The organism is Lysobacter sp. M15, assembly GCF_022662515.1.
Taxonomy (GTDB): Bacteria; Pseudomonadota; Gammaproteobacteria; order Xanthomonadales; family Xanthomonadaceae; genus JAKPBU01.
In genome coordinates, this window is the sequence record NZ_JAKPBV010000011.1 from 564,777 (window position 1) to 584,325 (window position 19,549).

Sequence of the window (19,549 nt, forward strand, 5' to 3'; positions counted from 1 at the left end):
GGAGGAGTCATGGAAGAAGATGTTCTCGGTGGTATCGATAAAGATCGGGGCCATTCCCGTGCGATTCAAATTATTCCAGACGAGTTCTTCTGGGACTGCACCGATGAACTTGCTCCATTTGGCTCAGACGAGGGCGACACCGCTCTTTCCGAGTACCGCGATTGGCGCAAGGAAAACCCGGATGAACCGCTAGAGGAGTGCCTCATCTGGACAATTGAGTCGGTCGGAGAGATTGATGCGTCCGAGTACTCAGACGTAATCTTCCATGAGCCAACCGTTCGCGAGCAGATTGAAAATCCTGATTTCGATGATCAACAGCTGATCTACACAACGGACGTGTCGGTAATAGCTACGACTTTTGGTCAGCTCGCGGATGAGGGAAGGATTGATTTCTCCGCAAAGCCATATGCGGCACGCGCGCCCAAACGCCAGGCAGTTTGGGCCAAGCTTCAGCCAGATTGGGCGCACGCTGATGAGTACATCGGCAAGCTTTCGCGGCTTCAGGCAGCACTGGCTGAAGCCTGACAATTCATTAAAGCCGAAGCCGCTTCGTGGCCGAGCCGAATTCTGGCGCTGACCATCATCAGGATGGCGAGGGGAAATGAAGAAGGTCGATCTGAAGAAGGAACTGAAGGGCCTCTACAAAGCGTCCGCCAAGGATGTTGCGCAGGTCGACGTCCCTGCGTTCAAGTTCCTTATGGCCGACGGAGAAGGGGATCCGAACACGTCCGAGGAATACGCGCAGGCCGTGGAGGCATTGTTCTCCGTGTCCTATACGGCCAAGTTCATGGTCAAGAAGGGCCCGGAAAGGATCGACTATTCGGTCATGCCGCTCGAAGGTCTTTGGTGGGCGGACGATCTTTCTGCATTCGTTGCCAACGACAGGGCGAACTGGAAATGGACGATGATGATCATGCAACCCCATTTCGTTGCGGATGAAGTCGTCGCAGCAGCCATTGCTGCGGTCCGAAGCAAGAAGCGGCTTCCCGGCCTCGACAAGCTGCGCCTGGAGGAATTCACCGAAGGTCGTTGCGCGCAAGTGCTGCACGTTGGCCCGTTCTCTGACGAGGGGCCGACGATTGAGCGCGTGCATGCGTTCATCGATGCCCGATCCGGCTTGAGCGGAAAGCACCATGAGATCTACCTGAGCGACATACGGCGTGCAGCTCCGAAGAACTGGAAAACGATCATTCGCCAGCCGATGCGATGACGGCCAAGCAGTCGTTGCGGGCCACCGGCCTCCGGCTAGTCGCTGAACTCCGTCGTTAGGCAGCAGAGGAAGCATCCTTGTCGTTCCTTGCAGAACTTCTCTTCGAGTTCGTCATCCAGTTCGTACTCGAGATCCTGGTTGAAATTGGGGCCCACGCGGTCAAGCGCGATCGAGGGCCAATGCATCCTGCGATTGCTGCAGCCGGTTATATTTTCCTCGGGGGTCTGCTGGGTTGGGCGTCGTACCTGATCTTCCCGCAGCACCTGATTTCCCATCCCTATGCCCGGATCGCCAACCTGGCGATCACCCCCATCGCCGTCGGCCTGGCATTGGGTGCCCTTGGCGCCTGGCGGGCCAAACGGGGTACGGAGCTGGTGCGACTGGACAAGTTCGCTTACGCCTACGCCTTCGCGCTCGCGTTCGCGTTGGCCAGGTTCTGGCCTGGCGCCGCCGGCTGACGATGCGCGGAAGGCATCGCAGTTCATTCGTGCCGAAGCCGCATCGCCGTGCGGCATAATTCGGACATTGATCTGACACGCACTTACAGGGGAATCGAGCAATGAAGCGAGTGCTAATGGCGTTCATGGTGACGGCGGCCGGGGTAACCGCCGCTGCGCATGCCGCAGGATCGGCGCCCACGATCGAAGTGGCGAACGAGCTTGTCAGCCTGGTCAAGCCTCACGAGCAGGAGGCGATGGCGATCCGATTCATGATTGCGGTCACACCCATGGACATGCCACCTGGATTGGCGGACTGCACCGTGAAGGAAGCGACGCCTGTCATGCGTTCGTACTTCGCGTCGCAGTTCGCCGAGAACATGAGTGAGCGCGAGTTGCGGGAGTCCATCGATTTCTTCCAAAGCCCTGCCGGGCAGGCTGTTGTGGCGCTGCGCCTGGAGCACGAGCAGAGTCTGTTGGAAGCGGCAATGAGGAGAGAGCAGATCGCCGACGAGCAGCTGCATTACCCTGCCCCGTTGCAAAAAGAGCTCGATGCCTTTGGCGCCACGGCGGCCGGGAAATTCTTCGTCGGGGATGAGCTGCTGGCGCGCGAAGCGATCAGGACGCACGCGTCGGACCTGCGCTCCGAGGCCATGGCGAAGTGCTTGACTTCGTCGAAGTAGCAGCGGGCCCAGGGGTCCACTCAAGGTGAGTATGCGACCAGTTACGATTCCCACTGCTGTGCTTGTTGTTCCGTTGGCGGTGTCCGTCATCGCCATCGCTGCGCTCAGCGGCTTGCCGCATGACGAGCTGGTCTGGCAGTTTGGTGCCTGGGCCCTGGTCGTCGCGGCACTCGTGTTACTCGTTGGGTTGCCTGTCGCGGCGTACTCGCTGGTCAGGGACGCCAGGACGAGAACGTGGCCGCGAAGCATCGCGTTCGCGGCGGGCACGCTTTACATGACGCTGCTGGTCGTCGGCACCCTGCTCTGAGATTCTGGGGCCTGGGCCGGATGCAAGGTTTGCGGCAGGCTGGCCGTGTCCGCCCGCATCGCCCTCAGTCGTTGATCCAGGCGAACCTGCCGCGGAAGGCTTGCTTCAGAATCGGGAGTGATCCGTGCTGATTCGCCAAGCGACACAAGCCGATGCCGCCGCGCTCGCCCGGCTCGGTCGGGCGCTGGAGCAACCTTGGGACGAGATCGGCGTGTCCACGGACATTGCCGCGTACGGCGCCGGCTTCTACGTGGCGGAGTCGGAGGCCGATCTCGTCGGATGCATCGTCCTGCGCACCGGACATGTTCCCGAGGGCGTCGATGGGCACTCGCCCATCCAGCTCTGGCGCATCTTCGTTGCTCCGGAACACCAGGGCACGGAGATTGCCTCAAGCCTTCTGGCACAGGCTTTCGCGCATGCACGCGTGAATGGTCACGACGCGATCTGGCTCGACACGTCCGAGGACAATGCCCGCGCCATTGCCTTCTACCGCAAGGGCGGGTTTCACCCGGTCGGAACGGCAGAGTTGCATCATGGCCATGAGTCCCATCGGGATCTGATCATGTCGCGCAAGCTACCCTGACGATCGCCATCCGCACCTCGCGAAGCGTTCGCGCGACCGGGCCCAGAGGAACCGCCATGCATCACTCCCGTCTTTGCGCCGTGCTCATCGATTGCAATACGCCCGATGTCGACCAGGCGGCCGGCTTCTGGGCCCAGGCACTGGGGCGCGCGGTCGACCCTGATCATCCGGGCACGCGCGGACCCTACCGGATGCTGGAAACGCCGCCCGACGAACCCATCGTCCAGATCCAGCGCGTCGGGCACGAGAGCCGGGTGCACATCGACATCGAAACCGACGACATCCCGGCGGAAGTCGCGCGCCTGGAGGCCCTTGGCGCCACAGTGGTGGACCGGTTGGAGCGCTGGGTGGTGATGCAGGCGCCCACTGGTCAACGCTTCTGCGTCGTACGGGTGCAGCGTCCGGGGTTTCCCAAGAACGCCAACCGCTGGGACTAGCGCATACGAATGGTGGGTGCACGCCATTTCGATGGCGCCATGCCGGAGCCGGCAGGTCCAACCCGCTTCCCTGCAGGCTTCATCCAGACGTCAGACGCGGGCGAATCCGATTGCACTGCTCGACGAGGAGGTGGCTGATGTACAGATATCCATGCGTTGCCGCGCTTTTCTTCTGCACTGGGCTTGCGCTGGCCCAGACTCCGCCCGCAGAAACCGCGCTGACCAGGACCTTCGAGGACCCGACCCTGGCGTGGGGTCCATGCCCGTCGTTCCTGCCGGAGGGATGCGCGATCGCCGTGCTGCACGGCGATCCGGCGAAGGAGAATGCGGACATCTTCTTCAAGGTGCCGGGGAAATCCACGATCGACCGGCATTGGCACACCTCTGCAGAGCGCATGGTGCTGGTCTCGGGCGAACTGCACGTGACCTACGACGGCCAGGAGCCGGCCATCCTCAAGCCGGGCGCGTACGCCTATGGGCCCGCGAAGGCGCCGCACAAGGCGCTCTGTGCAAGCGCCGAGCCTTGCGTCCTGTTCATCGCGTTCGAGGCGCCGGTGGACGCGTTTCCCAGCGAGGACTAAGACCACGCGGCTTGCGCCCGGGGTGAGGTTGGGCAATGCGAGACACGGCCGGCAAGGTGCCGGCCGTGTCGGCTGCCGCAGGCGAGCGCAGCAAGCTGCATCCGTGCAGTATCTATTTGTCCTGCGTCTGGAAGGTGCCGTAGGGCTTGAGTTGGTCGTCGATGGCCTCGCCATCGCCCACGACCACGATCGAGTGCTGTTTCGGATCGAAGTACTTCCTGCCCATCGCACCCACCTGTTCGGCGGTGACAGCGCGCACCTTGGGCACGTATTCGCCGAGGAATTCGGCCGGCAGGCCGACAAGCCAGTTGTTGGCCAGGGTGGTGGCGACCGCGGCCTGCATCTGGTTGCTCAGCAAATAGCCGCCGGCGACGTAGCGCTTGTTGTCCTCCAGCTCCTGCGCGGGCACCGGCTCGCTGCCGATGCGCGCCAGTTCGCCCTGGAACTCCTTGAGCGCCGCGCCGGTGACTTCGTTGCGCACGTCGGCCGAAGCGCTGACGCGTCCACCCTGGCGGGCCACGGCGATGCCGCCGCGCGCGCCGTAGGTATAGCCCTTGTTCTCGCGCAGGTTCTGCATCAGGCGCGAGCTGAAGCCGCCACCGAGGATGGTGCCGGTGAGCTGGGCCGGGATGTAGTCCGGATGGGTAGCCGCGATGCCGGGTCGGCCCAGACGCAGCGCCGACTGCACGCTGCCGTCGCGCTGGATGCGCACGAAGCTCGGCGCCGCCTCGCCGCGCGCCGGCGGCGCGTCGGGTAACGGATCGCCACTGGCCTTCCAGTCGCCGAAGGCGGCTTCGGCGAACTGCAGTGCCTGCGCTGCGTCGATCTTGCCGGTGATCACCAGCAGCGCACGGTCCGGGCGAAAGCGCTGCGCATGCGCATCGCGCAGCGCCTGCGGCGTGATCGCGGCAATCGAAGCTTCGGTCTGCTGCGAGCGCGCGTAGGGATGATCGCCGTAGATCGCCACTGCCAGCGCGCGTTCGGCCTTGAAGCCGGGCTGCGCCTCGGCGGCCTTGAGTTCCTGCAGCTGGTTGCCCTTGGCCAGTTCCACTTCCTTGTCCGGGAACGAGGTTTCGCGCGTCACCTCGGCCAGCAGCTCCATCATCGGCCCGGCATGCGAGGACAGCGCATTGGCCATCACCATCATGCCGTCGGTGGTGGCATTGCCGCTGACGCTGCCACCCATGCCCTGGGCAAGCTCGGCGATCTGTTTCGAATCGTGCTTCGACGTACCCTCGTTGAGCATGTAGGCCAAGGTGCTGGCGAAGCCGGGGGCGTCCTTGGCGTCGTGCGCATAACCGGCGTTGCGGATCGCGAGCACGTAGTCGACGCGTGGCAGGCCGTCGCGCGGGACGACCCAGACTTCCAGCCCATTCGCCAGGGTCTGCTTCTCGATCTGGGGGACCGGCAGCGGCTTGTCGGCCGCGTACGGCGGCAGGTCCGCTGGCAGCGGTGCTTCGGTGGCGGCCAGGGCCGGGCCGGCGATCAGGGCGCAGATCGCGAGCGCGATCGTCGAAGGATGCAGTTTCATGATCGGCACTCCTTAGTCGTTGCCGCTCGCGGGCTGCGCGGGCTTGGCGGCGGGCGCGCTCTGCAGCATCGCGGCCGGCTTGCGGTCGATCACGGTGCGGTTGGCGCTGGCGAGATAGGTGCGCGCGGCGCGCTGCACGTCCTCGGAAGTCACCGCTTCGATCCATGCAGGGATCTTGTTGACCACCTCGGCATCGCCCCACAGCAGCTGGAGTTTCGCCAGTGTGTCGGCACGGCTGATGAAAGCTTCCAGGCCGTCGTACCAGGACGCCAGCATGCCGGTCTTGACCCGCGCCAGCTCCTCGGCGCTCACGCCTTCGCTTGCGACCTTGGCGATTTCCTCGTCCATGGCCCTGAGCACGGCGTCGGCATCGGTGGTGGGCTTGTACAGCGCGAACACCGTGAACAGCGTGGGGCCGTCGTATTCCCATGGACTGGTCAGGCCGTAGAGCGACTCCACGTTGAGCGCCAGTTCGCGGCCCTTGACCAGCCCCAGGTAGAAACGCGAGGCCGAGCCGCCGGCCAGCACATCGCCCAGCACCGCCATCGGCGCCTGGTCCTTGCTGCCGCGGTCGGGCATCTTCCACGCAGCGGCGATGGCGGGCACCTGCGCCAGCGCGTCGGACTGCTGGATGCGCTTCTCCTGCGTGTTCAGCCCTTCGCTGTAGTCAGGCGCGGGTGGCGTCTTGCGTGCAGGGATGCCGCCGAAGTACTTCTCGGCCAGTGCGAAGCCCTGCTCGGGGGTGACGTCGCCGGCGATGCCCAGCACCGCATTGTTGGGGCCGTAATAATCGCGGTGGAAGCCGCGCACGTCCTCCAGGCTGGCGCCTTCGAGGTCCTCGAAGCTGCCGTAGCCATCGTGGTTGTTCTCCCATTTGGAGAACGCCTGCTGACCGATGTCGATCCACATGAAGCCGCCGTAGGGCTGGTTCTTCACGTTGACCCGGATTTCCTCCTTGACCACATCCTGCTGGTTCTTGAGCGTGGTGGGATTGAAGTCCAGGGTCTTCATGCGGTCGGCTTCCAGCCACAGCATCGGCTCGAGGGCGGACACCGGCGCCATCTCGATGTAGTTGGTGAAGTCCGGGCGCGTGGACCCGTTGTTGCGGCCGCCGCCACCGGTGATGACTCGGTCGAACACGCCTTCCTTCGCATTGGGCGTGCCCTCGAACATCAGGTGCTCGAACAGATGGGCGAAGCCAGTGCGGTTGCGCGGTTCCAGGCGCATGCCGACGTGGTAGACCACGCTGACGCCGACGGTCGGCGAGCTATGGTCCTCGGACACGACCACGGTCAGGCCGTTGTCCAGCTTCCTGACTGCGACCGGCACGTCCCAGCGGTCGCTGCCCGTATCGGATGTGTCGGCGGCGCGTGCCGTGGAACCGGCGAGCGCGAGCCCAAGCAATACCGGGCCGGCCACGAGCGCGGCGATGGCGCACAGGCGCATGCGCATTCCCCTTGCGTTGGAAGACCGGGCCAGTGTAGCGCCCACCTGCGGGGCGACGGATGGCCGGAAGTCATGGAGACTATGCGTCCCCTCAAGACAGAATCCCGGATGGACCGCAATCGCAACTTCGTGCCCTGCGTGCTGGCCTTGCTGCTGGCGCCGGGCGTTGTATCCGCTGCCGAGCCGGTGCTTCCGCAACTCGAAGCTTATGAAGTCAAGGAGAGCTGGCGCCAGCCGGTGACGCCGTTCCGCATCGCCGATCACACCTGGTACGTGGGCACCGCCGGCCTGAGCGCGGTGCTGGTCAAGACCGATGCAGGCGCGGTGTTGATCGATGGCGGCATGCCGCAGGCGGCCGACATGCTGCTGGCGCGGTTGAAGGCGCTGGGCGTGGCGCCGGGCGAACTTCGCTACCTGCTGCACAGCCACGCGCACGCCGATCACGCGGGGCCACTGGCGGCGCTCAAGCGCGCGACCGGCGCGCAGGTGCTCAGCAGCGCCGAATCGGCCTGGCTGCTGGCGCGCGGCGGCAGCGACGATATCCATTTCGGCGACGCCATCGTGTTTCCGCCGGTGCAGGCCGACCGCCTGTTGCACGATGGGGAAACAGTGGCGATCGGCGACATCGCCCTCACCGTGCACTTCACGCCGGGGCACACGCCCGGCAGCATGAGCTGGGCCTGGACCGATACCCGCGATGGCAAACCGGTCCGCATCGCCTATGCCGACAGCCTGAGCGCGCCGGGTTATGTGCTGCTCGGCAATCCGCGCCTACCGCAGCTGGTCGACGATTACCGACGGGCCTTCGACGCCGTGCGCGGCCTGCCGTGCGACGTGCTGCTGACGCCGCATCCGGATGCCACCGGCTGGACGCCCGGCGATGCCGCGGCGCCACACGCCATGCCAACGACATGCAGGTCGTACGCGGACAAGGCCGAACAGGCCTTCGATGCGCAGTTGGACAAGCAGCGCGCGGACGCACGCTGATGCCGTATACGCCCATCGTCGCGACTCTCGGCTATGTGCTTTCTCCGGACGGGCGCCGGGTGCTGCTGGTCCATCGCAATGCGCGACCCGATGATCACCAGCTGGGCAAGTACAACGGTCTGGGCGGCAAGCTCGAGCCCGACGAGGACGTGCTGGCCGGCATGCGTCGCGAAATCCATGAGGAAGCCGGCATCGACTGCACCGCACTGCAGCTGCGCGGCACGATCAGCTGGCCTGGGTTCGGCAAACAGGGCGAGGACTGGCTGGGATTCGTGTTCCTGATCACTGCGTTCTCCGGCACCCCGTTCGAGCGCAATCCCGAAGGCACGCTGGAGTGGGTAGCGCTCGACAGCGTGCACACGCTGCCGATGTGGGAAGGCGACCGCGAGTTCCTGCCGCTGGTGTTCGACGGCGATCCGAGCCCGTTCCATGGCGTGATGCCGTACAGGGATGGGCGCATGGTGTCGTGGAAGTTCTCGCGATTGTAGTCACGTCGCTTCGGCACGATGCGAGGTGAGGCGCAGCCGGGGGATGTATCGAAATCGAAGGATGGGTCAGGCCGGTTCGCACGCCCCTTTCGCTGCAGCTTGGCTCCTGGAGCAAATGGTGAAGGCTCGCGACTGACGTCGCTCCTACGGGCACTTAGGACGTGCGCGGGGCGATGTATTCCATATTGACGGTATGCGGCGTGGTTTCGAGGAACCCGAACTTCTCGTACAGGTACTTCGCGTCGCCATCGGCGGCCAGCGAGACATAGGCCGAAGCAGGCACGTTGGCGCTCAGCCAGGCATCGAGCGCGGCCATGATCCGCTTGCCCAGGCCCCTGCCCTGGTACTCGGGAAGGACGGCGATATCGACCACGACGAAGAAGCAGCCGTTGTCGCCGATGATCCGGCCCATGCCGATTATTTCCGCCCGATCAGCCTGGGCCCGTAGAAGGGCGCCGCGGCGCAGGTGAACGCCGTACAGGGTGTTGGGCAAACCGCGGCGCGCGGCGTCCAGGGTCTTGGGCGACATGCCCGCAGCTGCACGCAGGGCACAGTAGGCTTCCGCATCCGGAAACCGTTCGACCAGCACGATCTCATCGTCCATCCTCTACGCTCCAATCGTTCATGCGCTAAAGCGTGTACGCCATCGCGACGGCGCGCTGCAGTTCCACGAAACCGAACTTCTCGTACAGGTATCTGGCGTCGCCATCTGCGATTAGCGAGACGTGTGCCGTGGCCGGTGCATTGGCCCGGACCCAGGCGTCGAGCGCCTGCATGATGCGGCGCCCGAGGCCGCGGCCCTGCAGCCCCGGCTCGACCGCCACATCCACCACGAAGTAGAAGCAGCCGCCGTCGCCGATCACGCGTCCCATGCCGACGACCCCGCCTTCGTGCAGCAGGCTGACGCCGTACAGCGTGCCGCGCAGGCCGCCTTCGGCTGCTTCGGCGCCCTTGCGCGAAAGTCCGGCGGCGGCGCGCAGGCGCCGGTAGTCGCCGGCATCCGGAAAGCGTTCGACCCGTGTTCATGCCGCCTCGCGGCCGGACTCGGCGACCTCGCCTTCGACCATCCCGACGTTACTCGATGCCGCTTCGTACACCTGCCTGTCGAGCAGGCCGGTTTCCCTGGCCACGAGTACCGGCACCAGCATCTGGCCGGTGACATTGGTCATGGTCCGCATCATGTCCAGCACGCGGTCGATGGCGTAGAGATAGCCGATGGTTTCCAGGGGCAGTCCCGCGGCGCTGAGCACCACCGTGGCCATGATCACCGCCGTGCCGGGCACGCCGGCGGTGCCGAAGCTGCCCAGCACCGAGGCGAGCATGACGATGAAATACTGGTCCGCGCTCAGCGGCATGCCGGTGTACTGCGAGATGAACAGCGCGCACAGGGCCGGATAGATCGCGCCGCAGCCGTCCATCTTGATGCTGGCGCCCAGCGGCACGGCGAAGCTTGCATAGTTCTTCTCGACCCCGAGGTTATGGGTGATCGAGCGCATCGCCGCCGGGATCGAGGCGAAGCTCGACGAGCTCACGAACGCCACCTGCATGCCCGGCGCGGCGCCGCGAAAGAACTTGAGCGGGTTCAGCCCGTGCACCAGCAGCAGCGCGCTGTACACCACCACGATCATGATCGCGCAGGCCACGTACAGCGCGATGACGAACTTGCCCAGCGGTAGCAGTTTGTCGAAGCCGTAGGCGCCGACCAGGGCGGCGATCAGGCCGAACGTGCCGATCGGCGTGACTTCGAGCACGAAGCGCGTCACCTGGATCATGACCTCGCTCATCTCGCTGACCAGTTTGCGTGCGCCGGCCACGCGTTCGCCCAGCTTGACCATGGCGAAGCCGAGCAGCGCGGCGAAGAAGATCACCGGCAGGATCGATCCGCGTCCCGCAGCCAGTACGGTTTCACCCGCGGCATTGGTCCTGGTGCCGATGCCGGCGAGCGCATAGAACGGATTGGACGGCACCACGTCCAGCAGCACCCTGACCGGGCTTGGAACATCGCGCGGCACGTAGGTGGGATCGACCTGCAGCGTGCCGACACCGATGCCCGGCTGCATCACCGTCCCCACCGCCAGGCCTACGCCAACCGCCAGCACCGCGGTCAGCGCGAACCAGGCGAAGGTGCGCCCGCCCAGCGCCGCGATCGACTTCTGCCCATGCAGCGAGGCGATCGCATTGATCACCGCGAAGAACACCAGCGGGATCGCGATCATCTTGATCAGGGTCACGTACAGGTCGCCCAGCGGCCCGAACCAGGTCTCGGCCGCGGGGCCCATGAGCCAGCCCGCGAGCGCGCCCAGGGCGAAGCCGGCCAGCACGCGCTTCCAGAATCGGATACGGAACCACCACTGGAACATCGGACCCGCCTGCGGATACGGAAACGCCGACGATAACGCAGCAGGCGCCCGCTCGCAGGCCGCGATGGGAAAATCAGTGTTCCGTGAGCCGGCACTGCGCGAGCCGATGGCTGGAAGCCCTGGCTAACGCGGCCCTGCGGATCAAGGGGAATCGATCATCGCCTCGAGTGCGACGAGGAGGACGCAGGAAGACACGGCAACGCAAGGCGCCGGCCACGAGCCAATGTCACGCTTCCGCAGTGCCCGTCCGCCATAATCGCCCGGTATCCCCACGGAACGCTCCATGCGCCTGCTGTCGATCGCCTGCCTCGCCACCTTGTGCAGTGCCTGCGCCACCTCCCCCGACTTGCATGATTCCACTTCCACCGCGGGCACCGTGCACGTGGAGGTACCCGCGATCACGCATCCTGAAGGCGAATCCGCCGCCTGGTGGTTCCGCGACGGCGCCGCGCAGGCCGCCGGACGCGGCGCGATGCGCGGGCGGGCGAAGAACCTCATCGTGTTCCTCGGCGACGGCATGAGCCTGACCACGGTCGCCGCGGCACGCATCTTCGAGGGCCAGCGCAAGGGTGGGCCGGGCGAGAACAACCGTCTGGCATGGGAAGTCTTTCCTGAGACCGGCCTGAGCAAGACCTACAACACCGATGCGCAGACGCCCGATTCGGCGGGCACCATGAGCGCCATCGCCACCGGCGTAAAAACGCGCGCGGGCGTGCTGAGCATCGGCCAGGGCGCGGTGCGCAAGGACTGCAAGGGCGCGCTGGCCGCACCGATGCTGACATTGTGGGAACTGGCCTCGACCGGCGGCATGGCGACCGGCGTGGTCACCACCGCGCGGGTGACCCATGCCACCCCGGCCGCCACCTTCACCCACTCGGCCGAACGCAACTGGGAGAAGGACGTGGATCTTCCCCCCGAAGCGCGCGCGGACGGCTGCGTCGACATCGCGCGCCAACTCGTGGAAACACCGTATGCGCGCGGATTCGATGTGCTGATGGGCGGCGGACGCAAGAACTTCATGCCGGTGTCGCAGCGCGATCCGGAATACGACGACAAGGTTGGCGAGCGCCTCGACGGGCGCGACCTGATCGCCGAGTGGCGGCAGCGCCACCCAGGTGCCGTGTATGCATGGAACCGCCAGCAATTCGAAGCCGCAGCGCCCGACAAGCCCCTGCTCGCCCTGTTCGAGCCCGACCACATGCAGTTCGAACACGACCGTGCGCGCGATCAGGCGGGCGAGCCGTCCCTGGCGGAGATGACCCGGGCCGCGATCGCGCGCCTGTCGCGCAATCCCAACGGTTACGTCCTGCTGGTGGAAGGCGGGCGCATCGACCACGCACACCACTACGGCAATGCATACCGTGCGCTGACCGACACAGTGGCGATGAGCGATGCGGTGCGGGCCGCCGACGAGGCGACCTCGACAGAAGACACCCTGATCCTGGTCACTGCCGACCACGCCCACACGCTGACCTTCGCCGGTTATCCCAAACGCGGCAATCCGATCCTGGGCAAGGTGCGCGGGAGCAGCGGCGAGGACGAGGGCGGCGACCTAGTCACCGACGCGATCGGCCTGCCGTACACCACGCTCGGCTACGCCAATGGCCCCGGATATGCTGGCGCCAGCAGTGCGCAGCCTGCGGGGCCGAAACGGTATCTCCACACCGGTACCGGTTTCCAGCCGGCGGACAGCCGGCCGGAACTGCAGCACGTGGATACCGAGGATCCGGACTACATGCAGGAAGCGGCCATCCCGCTGCCCAGCGAAACCCATGGCGGCGACGATGTCGGCATCTGGGCACGCGGTCCGGGCAGCGACGCGGTGCGCGGCAGCGTGGAGCAGAACGCGATCTTCCACATCCTGCTGCAGGCCACGCCGCGGCTGCGCCAGCGTGCATGTGATGCCGGGCTGTGCAATGCCGATGGGGTGCCGGTGGAGTTGCCGGATATCGCGGACTTCGCACCGGAGCGGTGAAATTCCGTTCGGGAGCGCCTCTCTATCTCAGGCGCGACCCGCGGCGCGCGGGATCGTACGCACCATCGCTTGATCGTCGCCAGCCTGGCACGCGGAACGTTGATCGCGGATTGCACGGATCCCGCCTGAGCCGGTGGCGCCTGGGAGGCGCTCCTGCAAGAGCCTGGTCTCATTGGACGAAAGGACATCGCCTTGCCTGCCTTCCTCGCTTATCGTGCTCACGTCACCTGAGGATTCGTACTCATGAACACCCGACTCAACGGTAAAGTCTGCGTCGTCACCGGCGCCGCCAGCGGTATCGGCAAGCGCATCGCCGAGGTCTATGCGCAAGCCGGTGGCAAGGTGGTGATCGCCGATCTCAAGCTCGATGCCGCCGAGGCCGCCGCGCAGGAGCTGCGTGACGCCGGCCACGAGGCGCTGGCGGTGGCGATGGACGTCAGCAACGAGCAGCAGGTCGTGGACGGCATCGCCAGGGCGGTCGCCACCTATGGCCAGGTGGACGTGCTGGTATCGAACGCCGGCATCCAGATCGTCAACAAGGTCACCGACTTCAGCTTCGCCGACTGGAAGAAGATGCTGGCGATCCATCTCGACGGCGCCTTCCTGACCACGCGCGAATGCATGAAGGACATGCTCGCCCGCGGCGAAGGCGGCGCGATCATCTACATGGGCTCGGTGCACTCGCACCTGGCCTCGAAGCTGAAGGCGCCCTATGTCACCGCCAAGCATGGCCTGCTGGGCCTGTGCCGCACCGTGGCCAAGGAAGGCGGCGAGCATGGGATCCGCGCCAACGTGATCTGCCCCGGCTTCGTGCGCACGCCGCTGGTCGAGAAGCAGATCCCCGAGCAGGCCAGGGAATTCGGCATCAGCGAGGAAGAAGTCGTCAGGAACGTGATGCTGAAGGACACCGTGGACGGCGAGTTCACCACCGTCGACGACGTCGCCAACCTCGCCCTTACGCTTGCTGCCTTCGAGACCAATGCGCTGACCGGACAGAGTCTTGTGGTCAGCCACGGCTGGTACATGCAGTAGGCGGGCGCCGTGCCGGCGACCGACATGGTCGAGGAAGCGATGCCTTCGAGCAGCAAGCGGCAGGCCAGGACCCGACCTGAAGGCAGGACGCAGGCTCCGCGTACATCGCTACCGGAGCTGGTCGCGCAGTATCCGGTCGTCGCACTGGTGCTGCAGGGCGGCGGCGCGCTCGGTGCCTACCAGTGCGGCGTGTACGAGGGCCTGCACGAAGCCGGGTTGCGGCCCAACTGGCTGGCCGGCACCTCGATCGGCGCGATCAACGCCGCGCTCATTGCCGGCAATCCGCCCGATGCGCGTATCGCACGCCTGCGCGAATTCTGGGAGACGGTGTGCGAACCGGGCGGCGCCCTGTCGTGGCCAGCCAGCGCCCTGCGCGGCGCCTTCGCCGCACTCCCCCAGACCCCGGAACTGGAAGCCGGCGCAGCTTCGCTCAGCGCGCTCGCCGCGCTATGGCAGGGCCAGCGCGGCTTCTTCCAGCCGCGCGCGGTGTCGCCATTCATCCTGGCCGACGGCAGCGCGCACGCCACGAGCTTCTACGATCCGGCGCCGCTACGCGCAACCCTGGAGCGCCTGGTCGACTTCGACCGCATCAACGGCGACGGCGCAGTCCGCCTGAGCATCGGCACGGTCGAGATCGCCACCGGCAACGTGCGCTACTTCGACAGCCACAGCAGCCGCATCGGACCCGAGCACGTGATGGCCTCGGGCGCGCTGCCGCCGGCATTTCCGCCGGTCGAGATCGAAGGCCGCGCTTACTGGGATGGCGGGCTGGTGTCGAACACCCCGCTCGAATACCTGTTCGAGCAGTGCGCGCGACAGGACACCCTGGCACTGCAGGTCGACCTGTGGAGCGCGCGCGGACCGCGTCCGAAGACGATGATGGACGTGCTCGAACGCATCAAGGACATCCAGTACTCGAGTCGTACCCGCCATGCGACGACCCACGCCACCCGCACCCAGGAGCTGCGCACCGCGCTGACCGACCTGATCGGGCGCCTGCCGGACGGCAGGCTGCCGGACGACCTCGTCGAAGCGTTCGCACCGTGGCTGGACGATCGCGTGCTCAACATCGTGCACCTGATCTACCAGGCCAAGCCGCACGAGGAGCCGTTCAAGGATTACGCCTTCGGCCGGATCGCGATGCAGGCGCACTGGCAGGCCGGACAACACGACACCCGCCTCACCCTGGCGCATCCGCAATTCTTCGCCCTGCCCGACCGCGACAAGGGGTTCGCGGTGCACGACGTGCACCGCATGGCACAGGCGCCCAGCTAGAACGGCTTTGCCAGCACCAGGTACACCACCACCACCAGCAACAGCACCGGCACTTCGTTGAACCAGCGCAACGCCTTCGATGAAGGCAACGGCCTGCCTGCCTGCACCCCCTTCAGCCACCGGCCCGCAAGCGTGTAGTGGGCCAGCAGCAGCGCTACGAAAACCAGCTTGACGTGCAGCCAGCCGCCGGCGATATCGAAGTGCAGCCACAGCGCCAGCCCCGGCACGAAGGCCAGCCCGAACATGATGTGGCCGAACCGGTACAGGCGCCGCCCCATCAGCAAAAGGCGATCGCGCACGGCTGGCACGTCGCCGGCTTCGGCCTGGTTCACTTCGGCCAAGTTCACCAGGATGCGCGGCAGGTAGAACACCGTCGACATCCATGCGATCACGAACACCAGGTGTGCGGTCTTGGTCCAGAGGTAGGCCTGCATGCGGGCATCCTTCGTGGGAATCGCGCTAGCATGACGCCCCGCACGAGGGACCTGCAATGACCGCACGCACGATGCCGGTGCTGTTCGTCGGCCATGGATCGCCGATGAACACGATCGAACACAACGCCTGGTCGGATGCATGGCGGCTGGTCGGCGCCGCGCTGCCGCGGCCGCGCGCGATCCTGTGCGTGTCCGCGCACTGGGAAACCGCAGGTCCGCAGGTCACCGGAAGTGCGTCGCCCGCCACCATCCACGACTTCTACGGTTTCCCGCAGGCGCTGTTCGACGTGCGCTATCCGGCGCCGGGCGATCCCGCGCTGGCCCGTCGTGTCGTGGAACTGCTGGGGGCGGAAGCCGGCATCGACCCGGAACGCGGCCTCGACCACGGCGTCTGGAGCGTGCTGGTGCCGATGTTTCCCGAGGCCGATATTCCGGTCGTGCAGCTGGGCATCGACACCCGTCGCGACGGCGCCTGGCATTACGCCGTGGCGCGGCGCCTGGGTGCGCTGCGCGATGAAGGCGTATTGATCCTGTGCAGCGGCAACATCGTGCACAACCTGCGTTTGTACGATCCGCGCGCAGCGGGGGGCGCGGCGTGGGCAGTGCGGTTCCGCGACCAGGTCAACGCGCTGCTGCGCGATGGCAACCACCGGGCCCTGATGGACTGGCCGAGCCTGACGGACGCGCAACAGGCGATCCCCACGCCCGAGCACTACATCCCGCTGCTGTACGCGCTCGCCAACGGTCGCGCCGGCGACAAGGTCACCGTGTTCAACGACGACGTGGCGAGCACGCTGTCGATGACCTCGCTGCTGATCGATGTGGCGTGAGCGCCAATGCACAAGACCTATGACGCACAGTACTTCCAGCGCTGGTACCGCGACGGCGGGATCGGCGGAAGCCAGCGGCTGGCGCGCAAGGTGGCCCTGGCGGTGGCCACGGCCGAGTACCACCTCGAACGCCCGATCCGCAGCGTGCTGGATATCGGATGCGGCGAAGGTCCCTGGCGTGCGCCGCTGCTGAAGCTGCGTCCGCGGGCGCGCTACCTGGGCTTCGACGGCAGCGAGTATGCGGTTGCGCGTTACGGGCGCAGCCGCAACCTGCACCTGGCCTCATTCGGCGAATTCGCGCTGCTGCGCCCGTGCCCGCCGGTCGACCTGCTGGTGTGCAGCGACGTGTTGCACTACCTGCCGACGCGCGAGCTCGATCGCGGGCTGCCGGGGCTGGCCGAACTATGCGCTGGCGTGGCCTTCCTGGAGACCTTCACCGCGAAGGATGCGGCCGAAGGCGATGAACACGAGTTCCACGCGCGCAGCGCGGCGTTCTACCGGATGCGATTCGAGTCGCTCGGCTTTCGCCAGCTCGGCTCGCATTGCTGGCTTTCGCCTGCGCTGGCCAATACCGCGACCGAGCTGGAAACATCCGCGACGGCCGAGCGCAAGCGGCGGACGCGGCGGTGACCGATCCCGTGGCGCAGGGCGGCTGCCAGTGCGGAGCGATCCGCTACGCGCTGCATGCCCGGCCGCTGGCGATCTTCGTGTGTCACTGCACCGAATGCCGCAGGCAGTCGGCCTCGGCGTTCGGGATTTCCGTGCAGGTACCACAAGCGGCGCTGTTGCTGAAGCGAGGGGAGCCGAGGCTGTGGTCACGTCCCACCGCAAGCGGACATACGCTCGACTGCTGGTTCTGCCCCCACTGCGGTACCCGTCTGTGGCACCAGCGACGCGGTGCGACGGCGACGCTCAACATCAAGGGCGGTTCGCTGGACGAGGCGGTCGATCTGTCTGAGGCCATCCATATCTGGACGCGAAGCAAGCTTCCGGGCGTGGTGATTCCGGATGGCGCGCGTCAGTTTCCGCAAGAGCCCGGCTGACCCGCTCGCCGCAAATCCTCTGGGAACGGGCCTGGCCGCGATTGCAGTTGATCGTTGCCCCCGGCTAATCGTGAGACGGGACGAATCAAGGGCAGTCGCGGCCAAGGCCGCTCCCACAGGCCGCTCCCACAGGCATCTTCGGCTCAGGTTCCGCCGCGCTTCCGCGTCCGACTGCGCGCGGGCTTCGCAGTCGCCGCGCGCACCGCCGCTTCCAGCGCCAGGCGCGCCCACGGCTGCATCGCTTCGGCGGAATCGAGCGCGGCCTCTGGCACCGACCAGTAGCTCATCGGCACTTCGCGCCCCTTGGTGCGATAGACGAACGGCCGGCATCCGGCCTGCTCGAACACGGCGCGCGTTGCCGGATCGGTCTTCAACAGCAGCTCGCCGTCGATCACGATCGCAACCATCGGCCCGTCGGCGTAGACGCCCCAGCCGCCGAACATCCGCCGTGCGGTCAGGGGGCCAAAGGGCTCGAGCAGCTCGAGCAGATGATCGATTTCAGAGGTGTCCGTGGCCATTGACCCACCATACGCGCGGGCCGGGAGCGTTTACACGTCAGACAAGGCGATCCGGTATGCTGCGGTGCAGCATCAGCCCGGACCTCCCATGTTCCTGTATCAGTACCATGAACTCCTGCGCGCCTGGATGGCACCGGCCACCTTCTGGGCAGAGGCCGGCTCGCGCACGTTTTCGGCACCGGGCAGCTGGTTGTCGTCGGTGCCGGGCGCGCAGCGCCTGGCCGCCGGATACGAGCTGTTCTACCGGCTGGGCAAGGACTACGAGAAGCCGAAGTTTGACATCCACCAGGTCGAATCCGGCGGCCGCGAATACCCGGTGGTCGAGCGTCAAGTACTGGCGAAGCCGTTCTGCCGGCTGTTGCGCTTCAAGCGCTTCAGCGACGAAGCCGACGGTGTCCACGACCTGAAGTCCGACCCGAGCGTGCTGGTGGTGGCACCGCTGTCTGGTCACCACGCGACCCTGCTGCGCGACACCGTGCGCACCCTGCTGCGCGACCACAAGGTCTACATCACCGACTGGGTCGATGCGCGCATGGTGGCCAAGGAGCATGGCGCGTTCACCCTCGACGACTACGTCGCGTACATCGAGGAATTCATCCGCCATATCGGCGCAGACAACCTGCATGTGATCAGCGTGTGCCAGCCCACGGTACCGGTGCTGGCCGCGGTGTCGCTGATGGCCGCGCGCGGCGAGACCACGCCGCGTTCGCTGGTGATGATGGGCGGCCCGATCGACACCCGCGAGTCGCCCACGGCGGTGAACAACCTGGCCACGCAGAAGCCGCTGTGGTGGTTCGAGACCAATGTCATCCACACCGTCTCGGCCAACTATCCCGGACGCGGCCGACGCGTCTATCCGGGATTCCTGCAGCATGCTGGCTTCATGGCGATGAATCCCGAGCGCCATTTCCAGTCGCACTGGGATTTCTACCAGGACCTAGTCAAGGGCGACCTGGACGACGCCGATTCGCACCGCCGCTTCTACGACGAATACAACGCGGTGCTCGACATGCCTGCGGAGTACTACCTCGATACCGTCCGCGTGGTCTTCCAGGAACACCTGTTGCCGCGCGGGCTGTGGACAGTGCGCGGCGAGCGCGTCGACCCGGCGAAGATCACGCGCACCGCGCTGATGACCATCGAAGGCGAGCTGGACGACATTTCCGGTGAAGGCCAGACCCGCGCCGCGCACGCCCTGTGCACCGGCGTCGCCGCGAAGGAGCGCGAGCATCTGACCGTGCCCGGCGCCGGGCACTACGGCATCTTCAGCGGCCGACGCTGGCGCACCCAGGTCTATCCGCAGGTGCAGTCCTTCATCGCCCGGCATTCAGCGCCCGCCGCTCCGGCCAGAGGGTCGAAGCGCAAGGCGACAACGCGCAGAAAGCCTTAGGC

The 19,549-nt window shown here is 66.1% G+C and carries 24 protein-coding genes; 17 read left to right on the plus strand and 7 right to left on the minus strand.

Going from position 1 to position 19,549, the window contains the following annotated elements:
- Positions 1-9 precede the first annotated feature (9 nt).
- The 8 genes from MC380_RS11230 to MC380_RS11265 all read left to right on the plus strand — a co-directional run bounded on the left by MC380_RS11230 (position 10) and on the right by MC380_RS11265 (position 4,238).
- Positions 10-525, plus strand: coding sequence for a hypothetical protein (locus MC380_RS11230; RefSeq protein WP_242164770.1), 516 nt, complete (start codon positions 10-12; stop codon positions 523-525).
- A gap of 76 nt (positions 526-601) precedes the next feature.
- Positions 602-1,210 (plus strand): GyrI-like domain-containing protein, encoded by a 609-nt coding sequence (locus MC380_RS11235; protein WP_242164772.1) that lies wholly within the window; start codon positions 602-604, stop codon positions 1,208-1,210.
- A gap of 77 nt (positions 1,211-1,287) precedes the next feature.
- Positions 1,288-1,668 carry a hypothetical protein gene (locus tag MC380_RS11240; protein ID WP_242164774.1) on the plus strand — a complete coding sequence of 127 codons (381 nt, stop codon included), beginning with the start codon at positions 1,288-1,290 and terminating at the stop codon, positions 1,666-1,668.
- Positions 1,669-1,769: 101 nt separating this feature from the next.
- Positions 1,770-2,330: a DUF2059 domain-containing protein gene (locus MC380_RS11245; RefSeq protein ID WP_242164776.1), complete on the plus strand. Its 561-nt coding sequence runs from the start codon at positions 1,770-1,772 to the stop codon at positions 2,328-2,330.
- A gap of 79 nt (positions 2,331-2,409) precedes the next feature.
- Complete coding sequence (locus MC380_RS11250) at positions 2,410-2,637, plus strand: hypothetical protein (protein ID WP_242164778.1); 228 nt, start codon at positions 2,410-2,412, stop codon at positions 2,635-2,637.
- A 124-nt stretch (positions 2,638-2,761) separates the two neighbouring features.
- Positions 2,762-3,220 (plus strand): GNAT family N-acetyltransferase, encoded by a 459-nt coding sequence (locus MC380_RS11255; protein ID WP_242164779.1) that lies wholly within the window; start codon positions 2,762-2,764, stop codon positions 3,218-3,220.
- Between the two features lie 56 nt (positions 3,221-3,276).
- Positions 3,277-3,657, plus strand: coding sequence for a VOC family protein (locus MC380_RS11260; protein WP_242103152.1), 381 nt, complete (start codon positions 3,277-3,279; stop codon positions 3,655-3,657).
- Positions 3,658-3,794: 137 nt separating this feature from the next.
- Positions 3,795-4,238, plus strand: coding sequence for a cupin domain-containing protein (locus tag MC380_RS11265; protein WP_242164781.1), 444 nt, complete (start codon positions 3,795-3,797; stop codon positions 4,236-4,238).
- A gap of 112 nt (positions 4,239-4,350) precedes the next feature.
- On the opposite strand, the gene MC380_RS11270 is transcribed toward MC380_RS11265, so the two are convergent.
- Both MC380_RS11270 and MC380_RS11275 read right to left on the minus strand, forming a co-directional pair.
- Complete coding sequence (locus MC380_RS11270; protein ID WP_242164783.1) at positions 4,351-5,769, minus strand: pitrilysin family protein; 1,419 nt, start codon at positions 5,767-5,769, stop codon at positions 4,351-4,353.
- Between the two features lie 12 nt (positions 5,770-5,781).
- Positions 5,782-7,215, minus strand: a complete 1,434-nt coding sequence (locus tag MC380_RS11275) for a pitrilysin family protein (protein WP_242164785.1) — start codon at positions 7,213-7,215, stop codon at positions 5,782-5,784.
- A 108-nt stretch (positions 7,216-7,323) separates the two neighbouring features.
- Between MC380_RS11275 and bla the strand changes: the two genes are divergently transcribed.
- Positions 7,324-8,202: a subclass B3 metallo-beta-lactamase gene (gene bla, locus MC380_RS11280; RefSeq protein WP_242164786.1), complete on the plus strand. Its 879-nt coding sequence runs from the start codon at positions 7,324-7,326 to the stop codon at positions 8,200-8,202.
- Positions 8,202-8,690: an 8-oxo-dGTP diphosphatase gene (locus MC380_RS11285; protein ID WP_242103145.1), complete on the plus strand. Its 489-nt coding sequence runs from the start codon at positions 8,202-8,204 to the stop codon at positions 8,688-8,690. Before bla ends, MC380_RS11285 begins: the two co-directional genes overlap by 1 nt.
- A 154-nt stretch (positions 8,691-8,844) precedes the next feature.
- On the opposite strand, the gene MC380_RS11290 is transcribed toward MC380_RS11285, so the two are convergent.
- Genes MC380_RS11290 through MC380_RS11300 form a run of 3 tightly spaced genes read right to left on the minus strand, consistent with a single transcriptional unit; the run spans position 8,845 to position 11,050 of the window.
- Entirely contained in the window at positions 8,845-9,294 is a 450-nt protein-coding gene (locus tag MC380_RS11290; RefSeq protein WP_242164789.1) for a GNAT family N-acetyltransferase, read from the minus strand.
- A 25-nt stretch (positions 9,295-9,319) separates the two neighbouring features.
- Complete coding sequence (locus tag MC380_RS11295; protein WP_242164896.1) at positions 9,320-9,670, minus strand: GNAT family N-acetyltransferase; 351 nt, start codon at positions 9,668-9,670, stop codon at positions 9,320-9,322.
- 42 nt (positions 9,671-9,712) lie between these two features.
- Positions 9,713-11,050, minus strand: a complete 1,338-nt coding sequence (locus MC380_RS11300) for a dicarboxylate/amino acid:cation symporter (RefSeq protein ID WP_242164790.1) — start codon at positions 11,048-11,050, stop codon at positions 9,713-9,715.
- Between the two features lie 283 nt (positions 11,051-11,333).
- Here MC380_RS11300 and MC380_RS11305 point away from each other — a divergent pair, with 283 nt between their 5' ends.
- From MC380_RS11305 to MC380_RS11315, 3 genes are all read left to right on the plus strand, one after another.
- On the plus strand, positions 11,334-13,025 hold the full coding sequence (locus MC380_RS11305; protein WP_242164792.1) for an alkaline phosphatase: 1,692 nt from the start codon (positions 11,334-11,336) through the stop codon (positions 13,023-13,025).
- A gap of 243 nt (positions 13,026-13,268) precedes the next feature.
- Positions 13,269-14,057: a 3-hydroxybutyrate dehydrogenase gene (locus MC380_RS11310; RefSeq protein WP_242103140.1), complete on the plus strand. Its 789-nt coding sequence runs from the start codon at positions 13,269-13,271 to the stop codon at positions 14,055-14,057.
- A 9-nt stretch (positions 14,058-14,066) separates the two neighbouring features.
- Positions 14,067-15,332, plus strand: a complete 1,266-nt coding sequence (locus MC380_RS11315) for a patatin-like phospholipase family protein (RefSeq protein WP_242164794.1) — start codon at positions 14,067-14,069, stop codon at positions 15,330-15,332.
- Here MC380_RS11315 and MC380_RS11320 read toward each other — a convergent pair.
- Entirely contained in the window at positions 15,329-15,766 is a 438-nt protein-coding gene (locus MC380_RS11320; protein ID WP_242164795.1) for a CopD family protein, read from the minus strand. The genes MC380_RS11315 and MC380_RS11320 overlap by 4 nt on opposite strands.
- A 56-nt stretch (positions 15,767-15,822) precedes the next feature.
- On the opposite strand from MC380_RS11320, the gene ygiD reads away from it, so the two are divergent.
- The 3 genes from ygiD to MC380_RS11335 are packed head-to-tail and all read left to right on the plus strand — an operon-like array spanning position 15,823 to position 17,639.
- Complete coding sequence (gene ygiD / locus MC380_RS11325) at positions 15,823-16,596, plus strand: 4,5-DOPA dioxygenase extradiol (protein WP_242164798.1); 774 nt, start codon at positions 15,823-15,825, stop codon at positions 16,594-16,596.
- A 6-nt stretch (positions 16,597-16,602) separates the two neighbouring features.
- The gene (locus MC380_RS11330) at positions 16,603-17,226 is read left to right on the plus strand and encodes a class I SAM-dependent methyltransferase (protein WP_242164800.1); all 624 of its coding nucleotides are present in this window, start codon (positions 16,603-16,605) and stop codon (positions 17,224-17,226) included.
- Positions 17,223-17,639 (plus strand): GFA family protein, encoded by a 417-nt coding sequence (locus tag MC380_RS11335; protein WP_242164802.1) that lies wholly within the window; start codon positions 17,223-17,225, stop codon positions 17,637-17,639. The genes MC380_RS11330 and MC380_RS11335 overlap by 4 nt, the downstream gene beginning before the upstream one ends.
- A gap of 143 nt (positions 17,640-17,782) precedes the next feature.
- On the opposite strand, the gene MC380_RS11340 is transcribed toward MC380_RS11335, so the two are convergent.
- Positions 17,783-18,157: a TfoX/Sxy family protein gene (locus MC380_RS11340; RefSeq protein WP_242103135.1), complete on the minus strand. Its 375-nt coding sequence runs from the start codon at positions 18,155-18,157 to the stop codon at positions 17,783-17,785.
- Positions 18,158-18,245: 88 nt separating this feature from the next.
- On the opposite strand from MC380_RS11340, the gene phaZ reads away from it, so the two are divergent.
- The gene (phaZ, locus tag MC380_RS11345) at positions 18,246-19,547 is read left to right on the plus strand and encodes a polyhydroxyalkanoate depolymerase (RefSeq protein WP_242103134.1); all 1,302 of its coding nucleotides are present in this window, start codon (positions 18,246-18,248) and stop codon (positions 19,545-19,547) included.
- Positions 19,548-19,549: the final 2 nt, after the last annotated feature.

Bases quoted from the DNA above. Each gene is read 5' to 3' on its own strand.
- MC380_RS11300 (WP_242164790.1), bottom strand. From the start codon at position 11,050: ATGTTCCAGTGGTGGTTCCGTATCCGATTCTGGAAGCGCGTGCTGGCC.
- MC380_RS11245 (WP_242164776.1), top strand. From the start codon at position 1,770: ATGAAGCGAGTGCTAATGGCGTTCATGGTGACGGCGGCCGGGGTAACC.
- MC380_RS11330 (WP_242164800.1), top strand. From the start codon at position 16,603: ATGCACAAGACCTATGACGCACAGTACTTCCAGCGCTGGTACCGCGAC.
- bla (WP_242164786.1), top strand. From the start codon at position 7,324: ATGGACCGCAATCGCAACTTCGTGCCCTGCGTGCTGGCCTTGCTGCTG.
- MC380_RS11275 (WP_242164785.1), bottom strand. From the start codon at position 7,215: ATGCGCCTGTGCGCCATCGCCGCGCTCGTGGCCGGCCCGGTATTGCTT.
- phaZ (WP_242103134.1), top strand. From the start codon at position 18,246: ATGTTCCTGTATCAGTACCATGAACTCCTGCGCGCCTGGATGGCACCG.
- MC380_RS11285 (WP_242103145.1), top strand. From the start codon at position 8,202: ATGCCGTATACGCCCATCGTCGCGACTCTCGGCTATGTGCTTTCTCCG.
- MC380_RS11235 (WP_242164772.1), top strand. From the start codon at position 602: ATGAAGAAGGTCGATCTGAAGAAGGAACTGAAGGGCCTCTACAAAGCG.
- MC380_RS11290 (WP_242164789.1), bottom strand. From the start codon at position 9,294: ATGGACGATGAGATCGTGCTGGTCGAACGGTTTCCGGATGCGGAAGCC.
- MC380_RS11265 (WP_242164781.1), top strand. From the start codon at position 3,795: ATGTACAGATATCCATGCGTTGCCGCGCTTTTCTTCTGCACTGGGCTT.
- MC380_RS11320 (WP_242164795.1), bottom strand. From the start codon at position 15,766: ATGCAGGCCTACCTCTGGACCAAGACCGCACACCTGGTGTTCGTGATC.
- MC380_RS11310 (WP_242103140.1), top strand. From the start codon at position 13,269: ATGAACACCCGACTCAACGGTAAAGTCTGCGTCGTCACCGGCGCCGCC.
- MC380_RS11270 (WP_242164783.1), bottom strand. From the start codon at position 5,769: ATGAAACTGCATCCTTCGACGATCGCGCTCGCGATCTGCGCCCTGATC.
- MC380_RS11305 (WP_242164792.1), top strand. From the start codon at position 11,334: ATGCGCCTGCTGTCGATCGCCTGCCTCGCCACCTTGTGCAGTGCCTGC.
- ygiD (WP_242164798.1), top strand. From the start codon at position 15,823: ATGACCGCACGCACGATGCCGGTGCTGTTCGTCGGCCATGGATCGCCG.
- MC380_RS11230 (WP_242164770.1), top strand. From the start codon at position 10: ATGGAAGAAGATGTTCTCGGTGGTATCGATAAAGATCGGGGCCATTCC.
- MC380_RS11340 (WP_242103135.1), bottom strand. From the start codon at position 18,157: ATGGCCACGGACACCTCTGAAATCGATCATCTGCTCGAGCTGCTCGAG.
- MC380_RS11260 (WP_242103152.1), top strand. From the start codon at position 3,277: ATGCATCACTCCCGTCTTTGCGCCGTGCTCATCGATTGCAATACGCCC.